Annotated in this window: 21 protein-coding genes and 3 pseudogenes; 9 read left to right on the forward strand and 15 right to left on the reverse strand. The window is 69.6% G+C overall.

Annotation, left to right across the window (positions count from 1 at the left end; translation table 11 throughout):
* Positions 1 to 429 precede the first annotated feature (429 nt).
* The gene (locus OG990_RS15920; protein ID WP_328414949.1) at positions 430 to 642 is read left to right on the forward strand and encodes a dodecin family protein; all 213 of its coding nucleotides are present in this window, start codon (positions 430 to 432) and stop codon (positions 640 to 642) included.
* 475 nt (positions 643 to 1117) lie between these two features.
* On the opposite strand, the pseudogene OG990_RS15925 reads toward OG990_RS15920, so the two are convergent.
* A pseudogene (locus tag OG990_RS15925) lies at positions 1118 to 1276 on the reverse strand (IS630 family transposase); the annotation flags it as partial.
* 122 nt (positions 1277 to 1398) lie between these two features.
* Between OG990_RS15925 and OG990_RS15930 the strand changes: the two are divergent.
* Positions 1399 to 1557, forward strand: coding sequence for a hypothetical protein (locus tag OG990_RS15930; protein WP_406081221.1), 159 nt, complete (start codon positions 1399 to 1401; stop codon positions 1555 to 1557).
* Positions 1558 to 1912: 355 nt separating this feature from the next.
* On the opposite strand, the gene OG990_RS15935 is transcribed toward OG990_RS15930, so the two are convergent.
* Genes OG990_RS15935 through OG990_RS15945 form a run of 3 tightly spaced genes read right to left on the reverse strand, consistent with a single transcriptional unit; the run spans position 1913 to position 3006 of the window.
* Complete coding sequence (locus OG990_RS15935; RefSeq protein WP_406081223.1) at positions 1913 to 2203, reverse strand: SRPBCC family protein; 291 nt, start codon at positions 2201 to 2203, stop codon at positions 1913 to 1915.
* On the reverse strand, positions 2204 to 2686 hold the full coding sequence (locus tag OG990_RS15940) for an SRPBCC family protein (protein WP_328414939.1): 483 nt from the start codon (positions 2684 to 2686) through the stop codon (positions 2204 to 2206). It lies immediately after the preceding gene.
* Positions 2683 to 3006, reverse strand: a complete 324-nt coding sequence (locus OG990_RS15945; protein WP_328414937.1) for a metalloregulator ArsR/SmtB family transcription factor — start codon at positions 3004 to 3006, stop codon at positions 2683 to 2685. Before OG990_RS15945 ends, OG990_RS15940 begins: the two co-directional genes overlap by 4 nt.
* Before the next feature lie 50 nt (positions 3007 to 3056).
* On the opposite strand from OG990_RS15945, the gene OG990_RS15950 reads away from it, so the two are divergent.
* The gene (locus OG990_RS15950; protein ID WP_328414935.1) at positions 3057 to 3260 is read left to right on the forward strand and encodes a DUF308 domain-containing protein; all 204 of its coding nucleotides are present in this window, start codon (positions 3057 to 3059) and stop codon (positions 3258 to 3260) included.
* A gap of 326 nt (positions 3261 to 3586) precedes the next feature.
* On the opposite strand, the gene OG990_RS15955 is transcribed toward OG990_RS15950, so the two are convergent.
* Entirely contained in the window at positions 3587 to 5419 is a 1833-nt protein-coding gene (locus OG990_RS15955) for an AMP-dependent synthetase/ligase (RefSeq protein ID WP_406081225.1), read from the reverse strand.
* Between the two features lie 150 nt (positions 5420 to 5569).
* Here OG990_RS15955 and OG990_RS15960 point away from each other — a divergent pair.
* A pseudogene (locus OG990_RS15960) lies at positions 5570 to 6287 on the forward strand (IS6 family transposase).
* A gap of 229 nt (positions 6288 to 6516) precedes the next feature.
* Positions 6517 to 6909, forward strand: coding sequence for a hypothetical protein (locus tag OG990_RS15965; RefSeq protein WP_406081226.1), 393 nt, complete (start codon positions 6517 to 6519; stop codon positions 6907 to 6909).
* A gap of 401 nt (positions 6910 to 7310) precedes the next feature.
* On the opposite strand, the gene OG990_RS15970 is transcribed toward OG990_RS15965, so the two are convergent.
* Positions 7311 to 7781 (reverse strand): hypothetical protein, encoded by a 471-nt coding sequence (locus OG990_RS15970; RefSeq protein WP_328414930.1) that lies wholly within the window; start codon positions 7779 to 7781, stop codon positions 7311 to 7313.
* Between the two features lie 71 nt (positions 7782 to 7852).
* Here OG990_RS15970 and OG990_RS15975 point away from each other — a divergent pair, with 71 nt between their 5' ends.
* The 3 genes from OG990_RS15975 (at position 7853) to OG990_RS15985 (ending at position 12653) form a co-directional block, all read left to right on the forward strand.
* Positions 7853 to 8065, forward strand: a complete 213-nt coding sequence (locus OG990_RS15975; RefSeq protein ID WP_406081228.1) for a hypothetical protein — start codon at positions 7853 to 7855, stop codon at positions 8063 to 8065.
* 274 nt (positions 8066 to 8339) lie between these two features.
* The gene (locus OG990_RS15980; RefSeq protein ID WP_406081230.1) at positions 8340 to 9476 is read left to right on the forward strand and encodes a hypothetical protein; all 1137 of its coding nucleotides are present in this window, start codon (positions 8340 to 8342) and stop codon (positions 9474 to 9476) included.
* A 963-nt stretch (positions 9477 to 10439) separates the two neighbouring features.
* A complete protein-coding gene (locus OG990_RS15985; RefSeq protein ID WP_406081231.1) occupies positions 10440 to 12653 on the forward strand; it encodes an ATP-dependent RecD-like DNA helicase in 2214 nt (737 codons plus the stop codon).
* 349 nt (positions 12654 to 13002) lie between these two features.
* Here the strand turns inward: OG990_RS15985 and OG990_RS15990 are convergent.
* A pseudogene (locus tag OG990_RS15990) lies at positions 13003 to 13524 on the reverse strand (DUF2716 domain-containing protein).
* A 281-nt stretch (positions 13525 to 13805) separates the two neighbouring features.
* Positions 13806 to 14078: a hypothetical protein gene (locus tag OG990_RS15995; protein ID WP_406081233.1), complete on the reverse strand. Its 273-nt coding sequence runs from the start codon at positions 14076 to 14078 to the stop codon at positions 13806 to 13808.
* Here OG990_RS15995 and OG990_RS16000 point away from each other — a divergent pair.
* Positions 14077 to 14373: a DDE-type integrase/transposase/recombinase gene (locus OG990_RS16000; RefSeq protein WP_406081768.1), complete on the forward strand. Its 297-nt coding sequence runs from the start codon at positions 14077 to 14079 to the stop codon at positions 14371 to 14373. The genes OG990_RS15995 and OG990_RS16000 overlap by 2 nt on opposite strands.
* Before the next feature lie 120 nt (positions 14374 to 14493).
* Here OG990_RS16000 and OG990_RS16005 read toward each other — a convergent pair whose 3' ends face one another.
* Genes OG990_RS16005 through OG990_RS16035 form a run of 7 tightly spaced genes read right to left on the reverse strand, consistent with a single transcriptional unit; the run spans position 14494 to position 22411 of the window.
* Positions 14494 to 15273 carry a triose-phosphate isomerase gene (locus tag OG990_RS16005; RefSeq protein ID WP_406081235.1) on the reverse strand — a complete coding sequence of 260 codons (780 nt, stop codon included), beginning with the start codon at positions 15271 to 15273 and terminating at the stop codon, positions 14494 to 14496.
* A 28-nt stretch (positions 15274 to 15301) separates the two neighbouring features.
* Complete coding sequence (gene rbsK, locus OG990_RS16010) at positions 15302 to 16228, reverse strand: ribokinase (protein ID WP_406081237.1); 927 nt, start codon at positions 16226 to 16228, stop codon at positions 15302 to 15304.
* A gap of 12 nt (positions 16229 to 16240) precedes the next feature.
* Complete coding sequence (locus OG990_RS16015; protein ID WP_328414918.1) at positions 16241 to 16711, reverse strand: ribose-5-phosphate isomerase; 471 nt, start codon at positions 16709 to 16711, stop codon at positions 16241 to 16243.
* A 59-nt stretch (positions 16712 to 16770) separates the two neighbouring features.
* Positions 16771 to 18528: a dihydroxyacetone kinase family protein gene (locus tag OG990_RS16020; RefSeq protein ID WP_406081239.1), complete on the reverse strand. Its 1758-nt coding sequence runs from the start codon at positions 18526 to 18528 to the stop codon at positions 16771 to 16773.
* Between the two features lie 55 nt (positions 18529 to 18583).
* Entirely contained in the window at positions 18584 to 19684 is a 1101-nt protein-coding gene (eltD, locus tag OG990_RS16025) for an erythritol/L-threitol dehyrogenase (protein WP_328414914.1), read from the reverse strand.
* Positions 19681 to 21507, reverse strand: coding sequence for a dihydroxyacetone kinase family protein (locus OG990_RS16030; RefSeq protein ID WP_328414912.1), 1827 nt, complete (start codon positions 21505 to 21507; stop codon positions 19681 to 19683). Before OG990_RS16030 ends, eltD begins: the two co-directional genes overlap by 4 nt.
* A gap of 52 nt (positions 21508 to 21559) precedes the next feature.
* A complete protein-coding gene (locus OG990_RS16035) occupies positions 21560 to 22411 on the reverse strand; it encodes a DeoR/GlpR family DNA-binding transcription regulator (protein WP_328414910.1) in 852 nt (283 codons plus the stop codon).
* Positions 22412 to 22523 lie beyond the last annotated feature (112 nt).

Genomic DNA, 22523 nt, shown 5'->3' on the forward strand with positions numbered 1-22523 from the left:
GCCGGTCTTGTGAATCGAGGCCTGCGACGGCGAGGGCACCTACGCGGCACCGACACGAACATCCGCCTCGCCTCCGGCCGCCGCTCTACCCGAACCTTCTCGTTGGGGCGAGCAGAACTCACATCAGCAACGGCAGCAGGCAGCGTGGCCGTTGGTCGTGCCTTGATCGTCGCCTCGTCATGCGCAGGACCGCCACTAGCGGCTTCGATACCCTCCACCGGTCTGTGCGGGACGAGACGGACAAGTCCAGAACTCAGGCGGATCTCGCCGAAACAACCGACGACCCGCGTACCGGCATGCACGACACGAGCACGGCTGGTCCGTGCTGCGCGGGTTTCGGCAGCGCGCGTAGCCGATTGGGAAGGAATGCCTCGGGCGCGGCAGCCACCGCCTACCGTGTAAGAAGGATCCGCGAACAGGGAGCAGCCAATGGCCGGCACAGTCGCTCGCGTCACCGAGATCAGCGCAACGTCCGATTTGAGCTTCGAGGACGCCATCATGATCGGCGTCGCCCGCGCCAACCAGACGTTACGGAAGGTGACCAGCGCCTGGGTCAAGGAGCAGCGGATAAACTTCGATGGCGCGGGTACCGCGACGGGCTACCAGGTGAACCTGCTGATCACATTCGTTCTCGACACATAGTGATCTCCGCCCGATCCGGTAGCCCGAGGAAGGCTCTGATGCCGGCGCTGTTGCGTTGTCGCCGGGCGCCTCGCTGGTACTCGTTGATCATGCCACCGAGGACTCGGCGGCGCCGTATCGGGGCGTCGATCGGGATGACGACGGCCGGATCGTGGTCCGGTGGGTGTTGGACGAGGCTCTGGTGTGGACGATGGCCGTTGAACTGGGCCGTATTCGTCGAGCACGGTGCGGGCGTGGCGACGTTCCTATACCTCGACGTTCCACGACCTCAAGAATGTTGATGTGCGTGGATGATTGATCGTCGTGGGGTGCGGGTTTGGGCATGAGGGCGTGCCGGTGGTGCCGAGTGTCGCCTCGGTGGGCGCCGTTCTCCAGTCGGGGGTGGTTGCCGCAGCCCTTCCGCCGCGGCCAGGTCCGCGCGCAGCGTGGTGACCTCCCCACAGGGCACCAGGACCTCCTTCTCGTTCCAATTGGCGACCCACGAGCGGACGTCGGCTTCCAGTGCCTGCACGGATTTGTGGGTGCCGCGGCGGATCATCTGGTCGGTCAGGAAGCCGAACCAGCGTTTCACCTGGTTGATCCAGGACGAGCTGGTCGGGGTGAAGTGCCGCGAAACCATGCCCTCGGGGCGTCGGTGCCGCCTGGCGTTCCCCTTCGCCCATCACACCGACGCTGCGTACAACTTCAGGCACATGTGCACCGAGACCCGACTTCGACACGTTCGTCGAGCGTCACGGCGGGCCCGGCGACGGCCAGGTGGTGGCCGGCGGCGGGGAAACCGTCGTCTGGCGGGCGTGCCTGTACGAGATCACGCCCGAGTTCGCCCACCGGCGGGGACGCGACCTGCGGGTGTACCGGCACCGCCCCGACTGCTGCGAGGCGCACGGCCGGGGCGCCGACGACCGCTGCGAGTGACCAGTTCGATCTGGCTACCGTGTACCGGACGGCGAGCAGGGCTGCCCAAGTGCGCCCTGCTCGCCCGGTCGTGCGCCATAGGCGATCAGTACATCGTTCCCGCTCCCGGCGCGCGGGTAACGACTGCCAGATGCCTCCAGGTGAAACTCATCTGCGGCGAGTCGACCGGGATCCGCTCGTGCTGGTATCGCTCGCCGTGCTGGCGCCTAACGGCTCTCGAGTCGCTGCTTCAGTGTCGCGAGGTTGGTCGGCATCTCCTTGCGTGCTTCGCGGCGGACGATGAGCGGGACGAGTAGCTTGCCGATGCCGTGGCCCTGGAAGTCGACGGCGATGGTGAGGCGGGATCGGTGGGCGGTCAGGGGTTCGACGGTGACGTCGACGATGGCCCTGATGGGGTCGGCGATGCCGCGGACGCCCAGGTCGTGGGTGGGTTGATGTGCACGACTTCGGCGGTGCTGGGACGGTTGGCGCCGCCGATGCGCCGGGTGGTCTGGCACCGCGCTCCGACGGCGGGGGTGCCCGGCTGGTCCATGTGGCCGTCGATGACACCTTTCTGCCACTCGTGGAAGCGGGTCGGGTCGGTGGCGTAGGCGAACACGTCCTCCGCCGACCGGTCCACTTCTGTAGTGGCGGTGATCGGCGGCATTCAGCTGCCCTCGGTGAACAGTGCGGCGTACCGGGTGAGGTACAGCGGCCATCCCTGGTCGTGGGCGACGCCGTCGCTGACGGCCTGCCAGCCGGGGCCGTGCCGGTCGAGGTGGCGGTGCTCCAGTTCCACCCGAGTGCGGTCTGGGGTTTCGGCGATGAACTTGACCTCGACCTCGCTGGTGTTGTCCGGGTCGGTCTCGATCTGCCATTGCGGGCTGATGTCCCAGCTGAACACGACGCGGTCCGGTGGCTCGTAGGCCAGCACCCGCGCCCAGCGGCACTCGCGGCCGTCGACGCTCCGGTCGTAGATGTGTCCGCCGACCTTCGGTTCGAACACGGTCTCGGCAATAGCTGCACCGAGGAGGTTGTGCTCCGGCGGTTTGAAGTCGCCGAACCGCTCGGTGAACACGGTGAAGGCCCGTTCGATCGGTGCCTCGACGACGATGTGCCGGCGCACCACGACTTCAGCTGCTTGGGTCATGACCTCTCCTCGGTCGGTTGTTCGGCGACGTCCTGGTAACTGTCCAGCGCGCGGTTCCAGTACGTCTCGAGCTGATCGCGCAGCGCGGCCACGCCCGCCGGGTTGAGCCGGTAGACCCGGCGGGTGCCGGCAGCGCGGTCAGTGACCAGTCCGGCGTCCTTGAGCACCTTGAGGTGCTGGGATACCGCTGGCCGGCTGATCGGCAGCGCCTCGGCGAGCTCGCCGACGGCCCGCGGTCGTTCGGCCAGGCACGCCACGATGGCGCGCCTGGTGGGATCTCCCAATGCGTCCCAGCCGTCGCCAGCATGGTAAGTAGCCACGAACGGTAAGCTACGGCTTACGGCGTTTCCGGTCAAGGAGGCCGCTGCTGGTGCGGCGGCGCCGGTGGCTGCTCGCCGTGGTCGGGATCTTGTCGATCGTCGCCGGCGTCCTTCTGCTGCTCCGCCCCGACGTCGGCGCAGTGGCCATAGCACAGGTTATCGGCGCCTACGCCATCGTGGCCGGCGTGCTGATGCTCGCCGAGGCGTGGCGACGCCGCCGCACTGCAACGAACCCTTCACGCACCGCTCGCTAACACGAACACCACCTGCAGTCCCGGACATGCTCTCGCCGGCGCGGACGCGGTCGGCCCCTTCGAGCGATGGGTGGGGCTGGACCTGTACGACCCGGAGACAAGGGCCGGCTGGCTACGGCGGCTACCGGCGAGGCGATGGTGTGCTGGCCGCGGGCTCCTGGTTCATGGTCGTCGGGCAGGTGCCGCTCGACGATCGGTGGAAGTCCGACCGTTGGCATTGCCGCCCGTCGGCGACGGCGAGGGAGGCGGCGTGGGCCGCCGTTGGCCGATGTATCGCGGGCTTCTCCGAATCTGAACAAGGGTCCTTCGATGTGGTGGTGGCGGGGTCAGTGGCCGCGGTAGAGGGCGTCGATGTCGGCGGTGTAGCGTGACTGAACCGCCTCTCGTTTGATCTTGAGGGTGGGGGTGAGTTCGCCGTCGGCTTCGGTGAGGTCTCGGGGCAGGATGCGGAAGGTCTTGACCTGTTCCGCCCGGGACACCGTCTCGTTGGCCTGGTCGACGGCTTCCTGGATCTGCTCGCGCAGCTCGGCGTTGTCTCGCTGGTCCGTCAGGGACGCGCGGGGGTAGCCATGGGTGTCGCTCCAGCGTTCCCACGCCTGCGGGTCGATGGTGACCAGCGCGGCGACATACGGCCGGTCGTCGCCGACGAGCATGCACTGACTGATCAGGGGATGCGCGCGAATGCTCTCCTCGATGGGGGCGGGGGCGAGGTTGGTGCCCGCCGCCGTCACGATGATCTCTTTCGTGCGGCCGGTGATGCGCAGGAAGCCGTCGTCGTCGAGGCTGCCCAGGTCCCCGGTGCGCAGCCACCCGTCGTCGGTGAATGTCGCCGCGGTGGCGTCAGGGTTGTTCCAATAGCCGGGGAACACCACCTCGCCGCGTGCGAGGACCTCCCTGTCGTCGGCGATGCGGATCTCCACGCCGGGTATCGGGCGGCCGACCGTACCGATCCGCATCGCGGACGGCAGGTTCAGCGTCAACGCCGGTGACGTCTCGGTCAGCCCGTATCCTTCCAGCGCTGTCAGCCCGGCGCCGCGGAAGAAATGCCCGAGCCGCTCCCCCAGCGGGGCGCCGCCGACGATCGCGGTGCGGCAGCGTCCGCCCAGCGTGGCCCGCAGTTTCCGGTAGGCGATTACGTCGAACACCACGCGCGCCAGCCGCAGCAGTACTCCTGGACCCTTTGGCGTGTCCATGGCGCGGCTGTAGCGCACGGCGACGGTGTCCGCGACCGTGAACAGCCGTTCCTGGTGCGCGTCGGCGGCCTTCTGCCGTGCCTGGGTGTGCATCTTCTCGAAAACCCTCGGCACGGCGAGGATGAAGGTGGGGCGGTGCTGCCGTAGTTGCTCGAGTACGCCGGTCATGTCGGCGCTGTGCACCAGGGTGGCGCGGGCGTGCACCATGCCGACCTGGATGAGCCGGGCGAACGCATGCGCCAACGGCAGGAACAGCACCGTCGACGCCCCCGGATGCAACAGCTCCGGCAGCACGGCGGTGGCGTTGGTGATGTCGCAGTAGATGTTGCGGTGCGTCAGCACACAGCCCTTCGGCCGGCCGGTCGTGCCACTGGTGTAGACAATCGTCGCCACATCGCTGCCCGAGACCGCCGTGCGGCGGGCGTCGACCTGAGCGTCGTCGACGGCGCGACCCCGACCGGCCAGCGCGATCAGGTCCCCGGCGTCGATCCGCCATACCTGGCGTACCGCGGGCAGGTCATCACGCAGGCCGGCGAGCATCGCGGCGTGCTTGTCGGCCTCCACCACACATCCCACCGCACCGGAGTCAGCCAGAATCCATTCCATCTGCTCCGGGCTGGACGTGTCGTAGATCGGGACGGTGACCGCCCCGATCGACCACAACGCGTAATCGACGAGGGTCCATTCGTAGCGGGTGCGGCTCATCAACCCCACCCGGTCACCGTGCCCGATCCCTGCGGCGAGCAGGCCCCGTGCGAGGGAAAGCACGTCGTCGCGGAACTGCGCGCACGTCACCGGCACGCCCCCGCCCCGCACAGATCGCGGGGCCGGCCAGGACCGGGGAACCGGATGCGGGCGCACGAACTGCACACCTTCGGGATCCTGGCGCGCGTTGTCCCACACCATGTCCGCCAGGCCCGCCGACGTGGCGCCGGTGACCACCGGCGCTACCACCACCTCCTGCACGTCCGTCCACCCCCTCCACCCACCGACGCCCGGACGGCAACCGAAGCAGCTACGCGGTCATGATGACGCGACCGGCTGCCGCCAGGACGGTGAACGACGAAACGGCGCTGTTGCGTTGCCGGTGGCCAGGGGTCGAGGCAGGCTTGGCGGGTGAAGCTATCGAGCCGTCGTCGCCCTTGGTCGCCACCGACGTCGGCGTTCACCGGGTTCCGTTTCCCCTCCGAGGTGATCGTCGTCGCGGTCCGGTGGTACCTGCACTACAACCTGTCCTACCGAAACGTGGAGAACTGCTCATCGAACGCGGAGTTGAGGTTGACCACGTCACCGTGTTCCGGTGGGTGCAACGGTTCACCCCGCTGTTGGCCGATGCCGCCCGGTTCGCCCGTCACTCGCCCGGTGATCGGTGGTTTGTCGACGAGACCTACGTCAGGGTCAACGGCGTGTGGCGCTACGTCTACCGCGCGATCGACCAACACGGGCAGGTAATTGACGTGCTCGTCTCGGCTCCCGAGATGCCGCCGCGGCCCGGCGGTTCTTCCAACGTGCACTGCGGATGCTGAAGGTGACGCCCAGCGAAGTCGTCACCGACGCCGCCCCGGTCTACCCCGCCGTGCTCGACGACCTCATCCCCTCGGCCCGGCACCACCTCGAGCAGCACGCCAACAATCCGATCGAGGCCGATCACAGCCAACTCAAACACCGGCTACGACCCATGCGCGGGCTCCGGACCGACCAGACCGCACAAGTGATCATCGCCGGACACGCCTTCATGCAAAACATACGACGCGGACACTACGAACTCGGACTCGACAGTCAGCCCAAGCTCCGAGTCGCTACGGCGTTCAGTGAGCTCGCCCAGGTGATCTGACCGCCGGACCCGATCCGGCCTGACGGCATCTCCCGATCAGACAACGCAACGGACCCTCGCCCATGCGCTCGACAATGAGCAGCGTCAGACTCTGGCCGCTTTGTGCAGGGGTGATTCCGCCGGTAGGCAAGGTCCGTCTGCACGTCAACGGGAGCAGGGCCAGGCGCGATTTGGCACTCGTCAGGCGATCTCCGCACCGCCGGGGTGATCTTTCAGTAAAATTTCAGGAGTGGACGGCGATTCGAACACTCGGCTTGAGCGCATTCTCGGCGTACCGCTCGCGCAGGATGCGGTGCGCCAGTGGCCGCAGTCTGGCGAGCTGATCCGGGGACGGGCGCGAATAGCGGAAGTGGAGTCACACTTCGTCGGGCTGCGGCTCGGCGTCGGCATGCGGCACTCCTGCGGAGACACCTTGGTCGTCGAGTGGAGCAACGATTATGGTGACGGCCGGATCTACCGCAACGTCTCGATCGCCGAGCTGCGCAATGGCGAGGCGATCCGGGTGACCGACTACTGGGGCGAGCCGTTCACCGCGCCCGAGTGGCGGCAAGCGCTAGGCGAGAAACTGGACCTGCGAGGCAGCGACGTGTGGCCAACATCCGACGACCTAACCGTCAGCTGACGCGCTGAGTCGATCCCCGAAGGTCATCGACATCGCGACCTACCTCGGCGTCACCGAGGAGGCCATAGGCCAGATCATCGCCGCCGCCCGGCTCACTGACCCGACCATCCGCTTTTGATCAACTCGGGGCGTGGCACGCGCAAGCCGGCACCTCACCACCCTCGCCCTGGCAGCCCTCACCGGCCGCACTCGACTCCGTGGCGCTGCTGGTAGATGGTGGGGTCGAAGCGTCGGTGGCCGGCGAGTCGCGAGCTGACCGTGGCAGTGAGCGCGCGTGGGATCCACCAGCCGACGCGCGCACCGGCTCCAGCGCAGGCCGTAGTCGCGCGTCAAGGTCGGGCTCGTGATAACCGAAGTTCGAGGGCGGCCTCGGGTCGGACTTAATCGGCCCAGCCTTACGGTCACCCACGGCCCGGCCTGGCAGCCCAAAAGCGGACCCGGAACCGTTCCACGTCCATGATGGGGATGGGGTGGTCCGGTTGGGCCTCGATCCGGCGCAGTTCGGCACGCCCGGTGACACTGACCTGAGCGTGGTAGCGGCCCGGCGGCCCGAGGGTCAGAATCGAGCTGGCCTGGAACTCCAACATGCCGGAGACGTGCACGGTGCCGTCGCTCAGGGCCAGGGTCACCTGCTGCTGAGCGTCCACGTCCCACCGGTCGTCGGGCGGGACGGCGGCCCACGACTCGAGCACCACCCGGGCACGGTGGTAGGAGCCGGAGGCGCTCAACAGGTACAGGACGTCGTCGCTGGCGTAGCAAAGCGCGCTGGCCCTGGCGGGCAGGTCCAGGAACTCGGCAGCCACACCCGCGACGATGATGACGCGGTGATCTGGCGCCAGCAGCGCCTCGACGCTGCCCAGTGGTTCAGTCATCGTCCCTCGCATTGGTTGCGGGGCCGGACGAACCGCCGGCCCCGCAACCGTAAGTGTCTCGTCAGGGCGCCGTGCTGGCGATGACGCTGTGGCGCCATGCCTCGAATGCTCGCCGCAAGCTCACGAACGCTGGGGTGCAGATCGGGATGGATTACCCGAAATCGCCTCGCCGCATCGACAGTGTGATGGCCGCGGTGCTCAGTTTCGAGGCGCGCGGCGACGCGATCGCCGCCAACGTGAAGCCGCGCCGGCGCAAGGCGTACGCCGCGAAGCGGATCCGGTAAATGCCGGACGCCGCCCGTTGCGGGGGATACGGGCGGCGCCGGCATCGGGCCGCGACCCGAACGCGGACCGAGGTTTGGACGGAAGGCCCGGGGTCGTTGCCCTCGGCGTTCACTGCCTCGGGCGGCCGGGTGCAGAAGTCCTTCGGACCCCGACCTTCCGCGTGGTGAAGAGTATCGGCGCCCGCTGACACTCGGGCGCCGATTATGGCGGATTTAATCCGCTAATAAGCCGTCGATTAGCCATAGCCGATCGCGCACCGAGGAGGTGCGCGGCGTGCCGATCGACGTGGAGCAGCGCAACTCTCCCGGCTGGTGGATGAAGCGGCTGCTCTTCCAGCTCAACGACCGGAACCGGCGCCAGCGGCTGTGGAAGCTGCACAACTACTACGCCGGATCGCCGCCGATGCCCGAGGGCGCGGAGGCGGCCCGGGAGTCCTTCGAGGCGTTGCACAGCCGGTGGAACTTCGCCGAGCTGATCACCTCGGCCGGGTCGGAGCGGATGACCCCGGTCGGGTTCCGCACCGCGCGGGACGCCGACGTCACCGGCGACGCCGAGGCCGCGGCGGTCTGGGAGCGGGCCGGCCTGTCGGTGGTGGCCTCGGATACCCACAACAAGATGCTCTGGCTGCACGAGTCCTACGTCATCGTCGGCGAACTGGACGACGAGACCGGCGCCCCGCTGATCACCGCGGAGGATCCGCGGACGATGGTGGGCGAGGCCGACCCGGGCAACCCGTCGCGGCTGCGCGCGGCGATCAAGGTGCTGCACGACGACGCCGACGAACAGGACAGGATCTACCCCTACCTGCCCGGCGAGGTCGTCGTCGCCTCCCGCAAGCAGCGCACCCGACGATGGGCGGCCACCCCGGACGCGTTGCCGATGCTGAGCAGCGCCCTGGGCATCCACTTCGACCCGCGCGGCTGCGACATCGACGAGAATTGCAGCGGCCGGCTGGTACCCGGCTGCCCGGCGTCCAGCGCGACGCGCCAGTCCCCAGCCGAGCCGGTCAGCCAGGCCGGCGGGTCGATGGCCAGGTCCACGCCGCCGACCGCCCGCGCTTCTCCATGCCGGTCAGCATTTCCGGCTCGGCGAGCCGGGCAACAGGGCGTTGATCTCCGCCGCATCGGCGCGCTCGTCCGACATGTCGGTCTGGTGGCTGCCTCGGCCGCCGCATGCCTGATTGGTGGTGATCCCGGTCACCCCCGCCGTCCGGCCATTGGCGGTCGCGCATGGCGGGCGGCAGGGTCGGGGGTCGACGTCGTCGCGCCAGCTCAGTCGTCCCAGCAGGTCAGGAGTGTTCGTTGCCCGCCCACCGGCGTCCCCGCCCACCCCGTTCGGCCGCGCTGCCCGTCGCGACCGGAGCCCTCGCCGCCCTGCTGGTCGGCGGAGCGGGCCTCGGCTTCGCGCTGATCGGAGACGCCGAGGCTGACTCCGGCGGCGCCGTACAGGCGCGGGCCGCCGACGCGCCGGACCTCCGGCCGGCACCGGCCACCCCCACGCCGGATCTCCCGGCGACGCCCAGTGCGGACGTCGTCTCCGGTCCGTCTCCCACCGACATCGCACCACCGACCGTTCCGGTGGCCCAGACCGAGTCGCTGCGCCAGCCGACCGCCGACCCGGCGACTCCGCGCTCGGCGACCAGCGCACCGAAGCCGACGGCCACGAGCCCGGCCATCAGGCCACCGACCACGAAGCCGACGGTGCGTCCGACGCCCGGATCGACCGGCGCCCCCTCGTTGCCGCCGCCCACCGCCACTCCCAGCCCGTCCGGCAGCCCCACCCCGGCCCCGTCCACACCTGGTCCGACCCCGTCGGGCGGCACGCCGGGGCCGAGCAGCCCGGCGCCCAGCGGCTCCCCGTCCACCGACCCGGCGTCGCCACCGGCAAGCCCCACAGGTACGACGACACCGGTCACCTCCTGACGGTCGCCGCCGTCGGAGCAGGCCGGAGCCCACGCGCTTGAGGTAGTCCGGCCGTGAAATCGCGGCGTCCCGGATGGCATTACCAAACGTCCGGCGACCGCCGCGGCCTGATCGCGTGCGGTCAAGGCCAGTGCCAGCGGTGATCGCAGGCATCGCTGATGTGAGAGTTGATCACCAAGTGATCGCGTCTACCGTGAGCCACACTGCCGCAGGGTCGCTTGCCCAGGGACCTTCCGGAAGCCAGGCGCCCGGTCGCGGCGCGGGTGAGGTCGAGGCCGACAGCAGGGCGATCCGCCAGCGGCTGGCGAACGATTCCGTTCCTGCGGAGGCGAAGCGCCACATCCTGGACCTGTTGCGGTACCTCGCCCACCGCGTATGGCGAGCGGACCTACCGCCGCAGGCGGTCCCGCCGGCCGGGGCGGGTGGCGGGGCGGATCGGGCAGCCGGCACGATGGTTGCCGTGACCGCCGCCGCCCGTGTGCCGCTTGCCACGCTGGACGCGGTGCTGGAGCGGCTGACGTATGTCAACGAGGAGACGGGCTACACCGTGGCCCGGGTGGCTACCGACCGCAGCAGCGACCTGTTGACCGTGGTGGGGTCGTTGTTGGGGGCGCAGCCTGGGGAGAGCCTGCGGTTGTCGGGGTGGTGGTCGTCGCATCCGAAGTACGGCCGGCAGTTCGAGGTCGACTCCTACACCACGGTCCTGCCGGCCACGATCCAGGGCATCCAGCGCTACCTCGGCTCCGGCCTGGTCAAAGGTATCGGGCCGGTGTTCGCCGAGCGGATCGTGGCCCACTTCGGCCTGGACACCCTGCAGGTGATCGAGGAGGAACCCGCCCGGCTGGTCGAGGTGCCCGGGCTGGGGCCGAAACGCACCGCGAAGATCACCGCGGCGTGGGAGGAGCAGCAAGCCATCAAAGAGGTGATGGTCTTCCTGCAAGGCGTCGGGGTGTCGACGTCCCTAGGAGTGCGGATCTTCAAGCAGTACGGCGACGCTTCCATCGGCGTGGTCACGAAGGAGCCGTACCGGCTGGCCGCGGACGTGTGGGGCATCGGGTTCAAGACCGCCGACACCATCGCCCAAGCCGTCGGGATCCCCCACGACAGCCCCCAGCGGGTCATGGCCGGGCTGCAGTACACCCTTTCCGAGGCCACCGACAGCGGCCACTGCTTCCTGCCTGCCACGCAGCTCGTCGCCGACGCCACGAAGATCCTCGACGTGCCCGGCGACCTCGTCACCCGCTGCCTCGACGACCTCGCCGCCGACGAGGGCGTCGTCCGCGAGACGCTGCCCGGCCCGGACGGGGAGCCGGTGCAGGCGGTGTATCTGGTGCCGTTCCACCGCGCCGAGCAGTCCCTCGCTGGCTCCCTGCTGCGCCTGCTCAACGACCGGGCCGACCGGCTGCCCCACTTCGCCGGCGTTGCGTGGGGCAAGGCCCTCGCGTGGTTGAAGGTGCGCACCCGCGCCGACCTGGCCCCGGAGCAGGAACAGGCCGTCCGCCTGGCGCTGACGTCGAAGGTGGCGGTGCTGACGGGCGGGCCGGGCTGCGGCAAGAGCTTCACCGTCCGCTCGATCGTCGAACTCGCCGCCGCTAAGAAAGCCAAGGTCACCCTCGTCGCCCCGACCGGCCGCGCCGCCAAACGACTGTCCGAGCTCACCGGGCACCCCGCGGCCACCGTGCACCGGCTGCTGCAACTACGCCCCGGCGGCGACGCCTCCTACGACCGGGACAACCCCCTCGACGTGGACCTGCTCGTCGTCGACGAGGCCTCCATGCTCGACCTGATTCTGGCCAACAAACTCGTCAAAGCTATTCCGCCCGGCGCGCACCTACTGCTGGTCGGTGACGTCGACCAACTCCCCTCCGTCGGCGCCGGAGAGGTCCTGCGCGACCTGCTCGCCGCCCCCGCGATCCCGCGGGTGCGGTTGACGCAGATCTTCCGCCAGGCCGCCCAGTCCGGCGTCGTCACCAACGCCCACCGCATCAACGCCGGCCGCTCACCCCTCCTGGAAGGCCTGTCGGATTTCTTCCTGTTCGCCTGCGACGACACCGACGCCACCGCCGCTCTGACCGTCGACGTCGCATACACCCGCATCCCCGCAAAGTTCGGGCTCGACCCGCGCCGGGACGTTCAGGTCCTCACCCCCATGCACCGCGGCCCCGCCGGCGCCGGCGCACTCAACACCCTGCTCCAGCAGCGCCTCACCCCGCACCGCGAGGGCCAGCCGGAGCGGCGAATGGGTGGGCGGGTGTTCCGCATCGGCGACAAGGTCACCCAGATTCGCAACAACTACGACAAGGGCCAGGCTGGTGTCTTCAATGGCACCCTCGGCATCGTCACCGCCCTCTCCCCAGACGAACAGACCCTCACGGTGCGCACCGACGAGGACGAAAGCATCGACTACGACTTCGACGAACTCGACGAACTCGCCCACGCCTACGCCATGACCATCCACCGATCCCAGGGCTCCGAATACCCCGCAGTGGTCATCCCCCTCACCACGAGCGCCTGGATGATGCTGCAACGCAACCTGCTCTACACCGCCGTCACCCGCGCCAAGAAACTCGTCGTCCTCGTCGGCTCGCGGCGGGCTCTCGCCGCCGCCGTGCGCACCGTCGGCGCCGGCCGCCGCCACACCGCCCTCGACCACCGGCTCACCTGACAGCTAATCGAACCGGCAGCCGGTCGACGGACGGGACGCTGAGGTCGCCGAGCACCTGGGCGCGAGCAGGGCGAAGGCGGCAAAGCGATCGGGCACGCAGCGGGCACGAAGCCCCGGAAGGCGGAACAGCGATCGTTGATCAAGGCGTTGACCTGGTGCCCCCGGCAGGATTCGAACCTGCGACACACGGTTTAGAAAGTGTGGACACGCCCGGGAGTCGCGGGGCAGTGACCTGGCTTGACCTGCGTCGCCATGCCGGCACCCACGCCCAGAAGCTGACCGCCGTTGACCCTCGACTCCCGCGCCAACGGCCACGCAACGGGCACGCCACTCCCCTGCCTTGCAAAGATCACCGGTATGAACGCTTGACCGGCAACCAGCTGGTGAGCAGAGGTTCCAGCTTCGGCCTCAGGCGGGGGCCGAAGATGCAGAGGGTCTGCTCCCACGGGTGGCCGAAGGTGCCTTCGGTCATGTCCTCCCTGAGGAAGGCGTAGTAGTCCCCGTCCGGAAACACCTCGACCGGCCACGCCCGCCTCGCCGGCCACACCTGGTCGTCGCCGGTGGCCTCTCGGTGGGGCCAGAACCATTAACTGGGATGTTGCCAATCCAGCACGAGGATCCGCTCGGAGTCGGGAAAGGCCTGCGTCATGGCCAGTAGCGCGAGGGCGTTGACCGCCGCTCGGCCCGCCGCGAACGTAGGGCGCGGGCTGGTGAACAGTGGGCCGAGGTCGATGGTTACCGAGGGCTGGGGCTCGACGATCGCGGGACCCGGTTCGGTGTAGCGAGGAGAGAAGTCGAACCTGGCCTGAAACGGTGCCCAAAAGTCCTCGTAGCGCTCGCTTGAGATCTCTTCCCACGCGGGTGCTATCACCAGAGCAACTTACCCCGGTGCGGATTTCCTCGTCGGGCAGTCGCAGACCGTCCAGGCTCCCCGGGCGGGGACAAGGTGGAGCGCCCGACCGGACGAGTCTCAATGGCGTTCGTCAAGACCGACGTGGCGACCGAGGGATTGTGAGATCAAAACGCCCCGCCGCCCTGGCACGTGGGGGTCTAGCAGCGGAAATGCTTCTCGACATCTCACACCACTCCCCCGCTGTCCGTCGACCTCTTGCCGACTAGATACGGACCGCTCGGTCAAGGGGCGGCTGACGGCTACTCCTCCACCGGCAAGTAGGCGTCCCATTCCGCGTAGTGGATTACGGCGGCGCACGCCTCGGCTGGGCCTGGTGTTCGGCCACCGCGCCACGCCGACCAGACCTCAAGCACCTCACGCGCCAGGCTGACTTCAAGCAGGTAGTCAGACCGCTGGTTCTCATCGTCCACCACAGCCTCGGCGCGCGCCTCCGGGGACCAGGGTCGGCCGGCGTAGATCGTCGCCTCATCGGGGAGCTGGTCTAGGCGCTCCACCAAGTCGATCAACCGCATACTCACACCCACCGACGCCGCGCCGGTCTACCGCAGAGTGCTCGACGAGCTGATCCCGCAGGCGTGGCACCACGTCGAGCAGTACGCGAACAACCCGATCGAGGCCGACCACAGCCAGCTCAAACACCGGTTGAGACCGATGCGCGGACTACGAACCGACAGGACAACGCAGGTGATCATCGCTGGACACGCCTTCATGCAGAACCTACGACGTGGCCACTACGAACTCGCCGTCGATGCCCCGCCGGCAACGCGGGTGTCGACGGCGTTTGCTGAGCTCGCCCAGCCGATCTGACCTCGGCCCCCACCCGGGGGACAACGCGTTCATCGATCCGGCAACGCAACAGGACCCCAGCGGATTTAGCGATCGCGGCGAGGGGCCACCAGTGGCAGGCGATTGGCGGCCGCGAAGCGCCTACGCGGCAGCGACCTCGACGTGCCGACTTCCGATCGCGAGCAGTTGCAGCAATCCGTCGACACCCCAGGCGGCCCGGCCGACGAAGAGCCCGTCCGCGGGCGTGTCACGCAGCAGGAGGGCGGCATTGTCGAGGTCGACGCCCCCCCCATACAGCAGGGCGTGGCATCCGCCTCCGTCGCTGAGACGGCGGATCTCTTCGGCGATCAGGTCCATGACAGGCGCGACCTGTTCGGGGGTCGCAGGTGTTCCGCGAGCGCCGATGGCCCACACCGGCTCGTACGCGATCAGCGCTCCTCCGATCTCGTCGGGACGCAGCAGGGACAGGGCCACCCGTACCTGCTCGGTGACGAACCGCTCCGCGCGACCGGCCGCGCGGACCGACCGCGGCTCACCGACGCAGATCAGCGGCAGCAGGCCCAGGTCGACGGCCGCGCGGGCCCTGCGCGCCACGGTCTCATCGGTTTCCCCGAACTGCTCCCGCCGTTCGGAGTGGCCCATTTCGACGACTTGGGCGCCCGCGTCGGCGACCATGCGCATGGAGATCTCGCCCGTGCAAGCCCCCTCCTCTGCCCAGTGCGCGTTCTGTGCGCCGAGCATCACGGGCGCGCCGGCGAGCTGGTCGCGGACGGCCGCGAGACTGGTGTGCGGCGGCAGGATGAAGGGTTGCACTCCCTGGGGCAGCGGCGCCTCGGCCAGTGCCGCGGCCAGCCGCCGGGCGTAGTCGCGGCTCTCCCCGATGGTCTTGTTCATCTTCCAGCTCGTACCGATCCAGAGCATGGTCGACAGACCCCTTCCTCGTCAGTGCTCAGGCGAGCGGGTGGCTGGCGAGGAACGCCTCCACCTCGTCGCGGCTCGGCATAGCGGACTGCGTGCCCTGGCGGGTCACCGCCACCGCGGCGGCGGCGTTGGCAAAGCGGAGGGCATCCGCTGGGGGGCGACGTGCGGCGAGGGCCATCGTGAGCGCGGCGACGAAGCAGTCACCCGCTCCGGTGGTGTCGACCGGACGCACCGGGAAGCCCGCGGCGGTGACGCGTTCGTCGCCGCGCAGCATCAGGGCGCCGTCGGCACCGAGCGTGACCACGACTGCAGCGGCGCCGCGGCCGCACAGGTGGACGGCCGCCGCCTCCACATCGGTACGGTCGGACAGCTCCCGCGCCTCGTGCTCATTGACGACGAGTACGTCCACGAGTGCCAGCAGTTCGTCGGGCAGGGGCCGCGCCGGCGCCGCATTGAGCACGACGAGTGCCCCGCTCGCCGCTCCGCGGCTTAGAGCCGCCTCCACTGCCGACATCGGAATCTCGAGCTGCGCGAGCAGCACGTCGCACCCGTCGATCGCCCCGGCGCCAGCCGGCACGGCTGCCTTGTCCACGCTGTCGTTCGCGCCCGGCACGACCACGATGGCGTTGTCACCGTTGGCATCCACCATGACCAGGGCGAGTCCCGTCGGCTCGTGGGCGTCGACGGCGACATGGCGGGCCGACACGCCGGCTGCGGCCAGCTCATCCAGCATCCTCCGGCCGTCGGCATCGTTCCCGACGGCGCCGACCATGTCGACCGTTGCGCCCAGCCGGGCGAGCGCCACAGCCTGGTTCGCGCCCTTGCCGCCGGCCGACCGACGCACCGCGGTGGCCTGCAGCGTCTGCCCGACCGGCGGGATTCGGGGCACCTCGGTGACGAGATCGGCGTTCAGGCTGCCCACCACGACAGCGCGGACACCGGCCCGGTCACCCACGATCGCCGTCCTTCACGCCTCGGTTCCGGACTCGTACTCGCTGATGGCGGCGACCTTTTCTGCCGAGGCGGATCCGGGGTCGAAGCGGTAGCCCAGCCACTCCTTCGCCAGCCGGCGGGCGACCTCCAAGCCGACCACCCGCTCGCCCATGCAAAGCACCTGCGCATTGTTGCTCAGCACCGCCCGCTCCACGGAGTAGCTGTCGTGGGCGGTCACTGCTCGGATTCCGGGGATCTTGTTCGCGGTGATCGCCACTCCGAGGCCGGTGCCGCAGATGAGCAGGGCCCGGTCGGCCCTTCCCTCGGCGATGAGCCGGGCCGCCGCCGCGGCAACGTGCGGGTAGTGGGTGTCCTCGTCCTGGTCGACGCCGAGGTCGATGACCTCGCTCACCCGGTCGTCGGCCCGCAGGTCCGCCGTCAGTTGCGTCTTGTAGCGTGCACCGGCGTCATCGCTGCCGAGCACAATACGTAGCTTGTCAGACATTGCCTTCTCCTTGCTTGTCACTGCTGCGCCGCAGCCGACGGCAGCCGTCCCGCCCTGTTTCAGTGCCCGTCTCCAAGTACGTCTGCGACCGCACGCAGGCACAGCGCCATCGACACCGCGCCGGGGTCCGGGGTGCCGAGGCTGCGCTCGGCCAGCGGGCGGGCCCTGCCCACCTGCGGCCGTAGCGAGGCCGTCGCCGCGGCGGCACGCTCCGCCTCCCGGGCGGCCTCCGCCCATGCCGTGGCCAGTGGTTCACCCGCAGCCACCGCGGTAGAAAGCCACTCGGTGAAGGGCAGCAGCGCGTCGAGCATCGTCTTGTCGCCGGGCTTGGCGCCGCCGGTGCTGATAAGGCTGAGGTACCCGTCACGCACGCCGGCCGCCACGGTCGCCTCGTCAGGTCGTCCGGCATCGCCGACGCGTCGGCCCATCGCCGCGATCGCCGCGCCCCACAGCACCCCCGACGTCCCGCCCGCCTTGGACGCCCACGCATCGCCTGCGGCGATGAGAAGGGAACCCGGGCCGGCTCCAGCGTCGAGGGTATGGCGTGCGGCCTGTACGGCGGCCGCGCTCCCCCGGACCATTCCCCGGCCGTGGTCCCCGTCTCCGGCGACGGCGTCGAGGCGGCCAAGTTCCTCCTCGGCCTCGCCCACGGCGTGCGCCATCGCCTCTAGGGCGGTGAGGGCGGTGGCCGCACATCTAAGGGCCGCCTCGTCGGCGGGCCGCTCCGAACGGTCCGGCACGATAGCCGGATCCCGCTCGCCGGCGATGGCGGTCGTCGCATCGGACGCGCGGCGGCGCTCGCCGGTCGCCCCGGCCACCGTTCCGGCCCCTTTCCGGTACGCCGGGGTGTCGGCCGGAGCGGACCATAGCCGCTCCAGTTCGTCGTCGAGCCACATCAGGGTTAGCGAGCAGCCCGCCATGTCAAGGCTGGTGACGAGCTCCCCCACCTCGGGTTCGACAACGTCGAGTCCGGCCTCGCGCAGCAGCCGGCTCACCGTGGCCCAGAGGATGAAGAGTTCCTCGTACTTTGTGCGGCCCAGCCCGTTCAGGATCGCCGTGACTCTCGTCCCGGCACCGTCCGGCTGCTCGGCGAGCACCCCGTTGACAAGCGTCCGGGCGAGGTCCGCCGCCCGGGGCAGTGCCTCGTCGGCGATGCCGGGCTCGCCGTGGATGCCGAGACCGAGCCCCATCCGGCCGGGCTCCACCATGAACAGCGGCTCCCGCGCGCCCGGCATCGTGCACCCGTCGAACGCGACGCCGAGGGTACGCGTGCGGCCGTTGGCGTGTTCCGCCACGCGTACGACGCCGTCAAGGTCGTAGCCCTCCTCGGCTGCCGCGGAGGCCACCTTGAACACCGTGAAGTCGCCCGCGATGCCCCGCCGCCGGGACCGTTCCGTCGCCGGGGCGCTGGCCACGTCGTCGGTGACGAGCACGTACCGCGCTTCGATCCCCTCGGCGGCGAGCCGCTGCACCGCCTGGTTGAAGTTCATCACGTCACCGGCGTAGTTGCCGGTGCTGAACACCACGCCGGCACCGCCGTCGGCGCCACGCCCAACCGACGCCGCATCGGCCGCCGATGGGGAGGTGAAAACGTTGCCGACGACAGCGCCATCGGCGAAGCCTGGCCCGACGATGCCGCAGAACGCGGGATAGTGGCCGGAGCCGCCGCCCACCACGACCGCCACCTTGCCGGGCCGGGTGGTGGTGGCCCGAACCACCCCGCCCGGCACCCCCGTCACGTACCGGGCGTTGGCGTCGAGGAAGCCCACCAGCATGTCGTCGGTGAAGTTCGCGGGGTCGTCGAAGATGCGGGTCATCTGCACTCCTTGAGGGGCGTGGGTGGCAGCGGGTCGTCCCCTGCGGCCGGCGATGTCAGCCGGGGATCAGGGAAACCTTGATCGACTTGGTGCCTTCGGCGACCAGGTCGAGCCCCTCCTGGAACTTGCTCAAAGGGAGCTGATGGGTGCAGATCTTGTCCATCGGCAGCTTCCCGGACTCGAGCATCCGGATGGCCGCCGGCCAGCAGTGCGGACCCAGGTGGGCGCCCAACACGTCCAGCTCCTTGTCGTCGCTGATGATGCTCCAGTCGACGGTGACGTCGGAGCCGAAGACGCTGTACTCGACGTAGCGGCCGAGCTTGCGGAGCAGGTTCAGACCCTGCGCCACCGCCGAGGGATGCCCGGTGCCCTCCAGGTAGACGTCCGCACCGTAGCCATCGGTGAGTTCCTTGATCAGCGCCACGGCGTCCTGCTCGGAGATGTTGATGGTCCGAGTGGCGCCGCACTGCTTGGCCAGTTCGAGCTTGGCCGGCGACATGTCCAGGGCGATCACTTCGACCGGGAACTTCGCGGCCGCGCCGGCGATCATGCCGAGGCCGATGGGGCCGCAGCCGGCGACGACCACGACGTCCTCGAACTTGATGTTGGCCCGCTCGACGGCGTGCAGCGCGCACGACAGCGGCTCGGTGAAGGCGGCGTGGGCCGGGGGCAGGTCCTTGCTGATCTTGTGGACGAGCGCCTCCGCCGGGAAGACCATGTAGGACGCCATCCCGCCCGGGTTGCGGCGCTTGAACCCGTACATGTCGTGCGGCGCGCACATCCAGTACTCGCCACGGACGCAGTACCGGCACTTCCAACACGGCACGATCTGCTCGGACACGACGCGGTCGCCGACAGCCACACCCCAGCGCCGGGCGGCCTCATCGTCGAGCTGCACGATCTCGCCGACGAACTCGTGGCCCGGGATGACCTCGGTCTCGGCCCAGGCGGGCCGGTTGGCGTCGCCCCAGAATTTCGCAGCGCCGTGGTAGCACTTCAGGTCGCTGGCGCAGATGCCCACGGCCTCGACGCGGACGAGCGCTTCGCCCAGGCCCGGCTGCGGAACCGGCACCTCCTCCAAGCGGTAATCCTCCGGGCCGTGGCAGACGACTGCCTGCATGGTCTCGGGCACGGGCTGGATGCTTGTCGCGGTCATCGTGCTTCTCCTTCATCGAGGGGTGGGCGCGCACCGCCGTGGCGGTGGTTGCTGCAAGCCGAAGAGGCAAGGGATCGGGAGTGCGGTTGCTCATCGGCCGCAGTCGGCCTGCTCGCGAGCACCTCCCCGACGGCGGTGAGGATCAGCCCCATGGAGACAGCGCCGGCGTCAGGGGTGCCGACGCTTCGCTCGGCCAGCGGTCGCGCCCGGCCGACCCGCGCGCGCTGGGATGCGGTGGCGGCGCCGGCCTCGACGGCGACGGCGGCGGCCCCCCGCCACGCGTCGGTCAGGGGGGAGCCGGCATCGAGCCGCTCCTCAAGCTCGTCGACGAAGGGCAACAGCGCGTCGAGCATGGTCTTGTCGCCCCGCTCCGCTTTGCCGACCCGCTGGATCGTCGCCGCGCCGGCACAAACGGCATCCCGCAGGCGTTCCGGTGTTACCTGGTCGGTGTTTCCGAGGGCGGCACCGACGGCGGCGAGGCTGACTCCCCACAGCAAGCCACTGGTGCCGCCGGCCTTGTCGCTGAAGGCGTCCCCGGCTGCGGTCAGCACATCGCCGACCCCGCCGTCGGTCGCCTCGGCTGCCACCTGCGCCGCACGCAGGCCACGTACCATGCCGATGCCGTGGTCGCCGTCGCCCGCTACGGCGTCGATGCGGCCGAGGGCCTCCTCGTTCTCCACGACGACATCCGCCATCGCTGCGATGGCCCGCCGAGCGACGTCGGCGGCCGCCCGGGATGCGGCGCTTGCCTCGGCCGAACCACAGTCGCCGCGCTCGTGCTCTATCGCGCCGGCCCGCCGTTCGTAGGCCGGCAGCGCCGAGGTTTCACCGCGACGGAAGGCGGCGGTGTCGGCCGGTGCAACCCAGTACCGTTCCAGCTCCTCGTCCAGCCACGTGACCGACAGCGAACAGCCGGCCATGTCGAGGCTGGTCACCAGCTCGCCGATCTCGGGCAGCACGGGTTCGATCCCGGCGGTGGCGAGCCGGCGCTGGACGTGTCGGTAGAGCACGAAGAGTTCCTCGTACTTGGTGCTTCCCAGTCCGTTGAGGATCACCGCCGCCCGGCCACCGGCGCCGGCGGGACGCTCGGCGAGAACGGCTTCGACCAGGACCTTCGCCAACTCCTCGGCGGGCACCCAGGAGGCCGCCCGGATGCCGGGTTCGCCGTGGATGCCCAGGCCGAATTCCATCTGGTTCTTGTCGACGGAGAACAGCGGCTCGGCCCGCCCGGGCAGCGTGCAGCCGCCGAACGCGACGCCGAACGAGAAGGTGGCGGCGTTGGCCGAACGCATCACCCGCTCCACGGTGTCGAGGTCGCATCCGGTGTCGGCGGCGGCACCGCCGATCTTGTAGACGAGGAAGGTGCCGGCGATGCCACGACGCCGGTCGGCCTCGTCGGGGCCGGCAGAGGCGATGTCGTCGGTTACGTACACGTTGCGGCAGTCCACACCGGCCGCCCGCAGCCGCTCCTGTGCGGCGCCGAAGTTGAGCCGGTCCCCGGCGTAGTTGCCGTAGGACAGCACCACGCCGGCGCCACCGTCGGCTGCCCGGGCGACGCGGACGATCTGCTCGGCTGACGGGGACGCGAAGACGTCGCCCAACACGCAGCCGTCGGCGAAACCGGGACCAACCGTGCCGGAGTACGACGGGTAGTGGCCGGAGCCGCCGCCCACCACGAGGCTGACCTTTCCCGCTCGAGGTCCGCCCCGCCGGAGGAAGCCCGACGCCCCGGGCACCCGCTCGACATAGCGACCGTACGCCGCGGCGAAACCAGCGATCACCTGGTCCTTGAAATCCGCCGGGTTGTCGTAGATGTGTGTCATCGCCAGCTCTCCTGCCCGCGTGTGCTCAAGGTGCGGCGGTACTTGTGGACCGTCATGAGGCCACCTCGTACCGGATGCCCGCCGCGTCCCACGCGGCCAGCACCTTCGGATCCGCTCCCGCGTCGGTGATGACGAGGTCGAACACGTCGAGCGGCACGATTTTGTGCAGGGCGACCCGGCCGAGCTTGCTGTGGTCGACCAGGAGGTACCGCCGGGTCGCGGCCTGCACCATGGCCCGTTTGAGGGCCACGATGCGCTCCTCCTGGTGGAAGGCGTCGGTCAGCGAGATCGCCGAGGTCGACAGGAACAGAGCGTCGGCCTGCAGGCCGGCGATCTGTTCGATGGTCTGCAGTCCCACAAAGGAGTCGTGCGGTACGTCGTAGACCCCACCCAGGCCGATGACGGTCAGGTCCGTCTCGGTGGCGAGCTGGCTGAGCCGGCGCAGGCCCTCCAGGAAGGTCGTCGCGACGTGCAGGGGCGCCCGCTCGCCCAGGCCTTCGATCATGTGCATGACCGTGGTCGAGTCGTCGAGTAGCACCGACATGCCTGCGTCGACGTGGCGCATCGCCGCTGCGGCGATGGCACTCTTCTCCTCGGTCCTGGACATCATCCGGTACGACATCTGGGACTCGAAGACCCCGGACGGCTGTGCGGTCACCCCGCCGTGGAAGCGGCGCACGATCCCCCGTCGTTCCAGTTGTTCGAGGTCGCGGTGGATGGTCATGATGCTCACGTTGAACGCGCTGGCGAGTTCCTGTGGAGAGCAGGAACCCTCCGCGGCCACGCGCTCGGCAATCTGCCGTTGCCGCGTCTCCGTCTTGCGCTCGCGCTGACGGACTGTTCCCTGGGCGTTGGACCGGGCGTTGTTCATGTGGTGTCCCTTGCAGGGCCGGGGGTCGGTCATGGACTGGCAGCGTGCACCGGCAATTCGCCGTGTGCCGCTTCGACAAGCTCCATCTTGATGGAGGTCATCTGCCGGGGCCCACGACCGACCCGTCGACGCGTCGTCGGAAGGG

This window comes from Micromonospora sp. NBC_00858 (assembly GCF_045207365.1).
Classification (GTDB): Bacteria; Actinomycetota; Actinomycetes; order Mycobacteriales; family Micromonosporaceae; genus Micromonospora.

Coding starts and splice junctions, on each gene's coding strand:
- OG990_RS15920 (WP_328414949.1), top strand. CDS start 430: ATGGCCGGCACAGTCGCTCGCGTCACCGAGATCAGCGCAACGTCCGAT.
- OG990_RS15935 (WP_406081223.1), bottom strand. CDS start 2,203: ATGCCGCCGATCACCGCCACTACAGAAGTGGACCGGTCGGCGGAGGAC.
- OG990_RS15940 (WP_328414939.1), bottom strand. CDS start 2,686: ATGACCCAAGCAGCTGAAGTCGTGGTGCGCCGGCACATCGTCGTCGAG.
- OG990_RS15970 (WP_328414930.1), bottom strand. CDS start 7,781: ATGACTGAACCACTGGGCAGCGTCGAGGCGCTGCTGGCGCCAGATCAC.
- OG990_RS15985 (WP_406081231.1), top strand. CDS start 10,440: ATGGTTGCCGTGACCGCCGCCGCCCGTGTGCCGCTTGCCACGCTGGAC.
- OG990_RS15995 (WP_406081233.1), bottom strand. CDS start 14,078: ATGCGGTTGATCGACTTGGTGGAGCGCCTAGACCAGCTCCCCGATGAG.
- OG990_RS16005 (WP_406081235.1), bottom strand. CDS start 15,273: ATGCTCTGGATCGGTACGAGCTGGAAGATGAACAAGACCATCGGGGAG.
- OG990_RS16015 (WP_328414918.1), bottom strand. CDS start 16,711: ATGTCTGACAAGCTACGTATTGTGCTCGGCAGCGATGACGCCGGTGCA.
- OG990_RS16020 (WP_406081239.1), bottom strand. CDS start 18,528: ATGACCCGCATCTTCGACGACCCCGCGAACTTCACCGACGACATGCTG.
- eltD (WP_328414914.1), bottom strand. CDS start 19,684: ATGACCGCGACAAGCATCCAGCCCGTGCCCGAGACCATGCAGGCAGTC.
- OG990_RS16030 (WP_328414912.1), bottom strand. CDS start 21,507: ATGACACACATCTACGACAACCCGGCGGATTTCAAGGACCAGGTGATC.
- OG990_RS16035 (WP_328414910.1), bottom strand. CDS start 22,411: ATGACCGACCCCCGGCCCTGCAAGGGACACCACATGAACAACGCCCGG.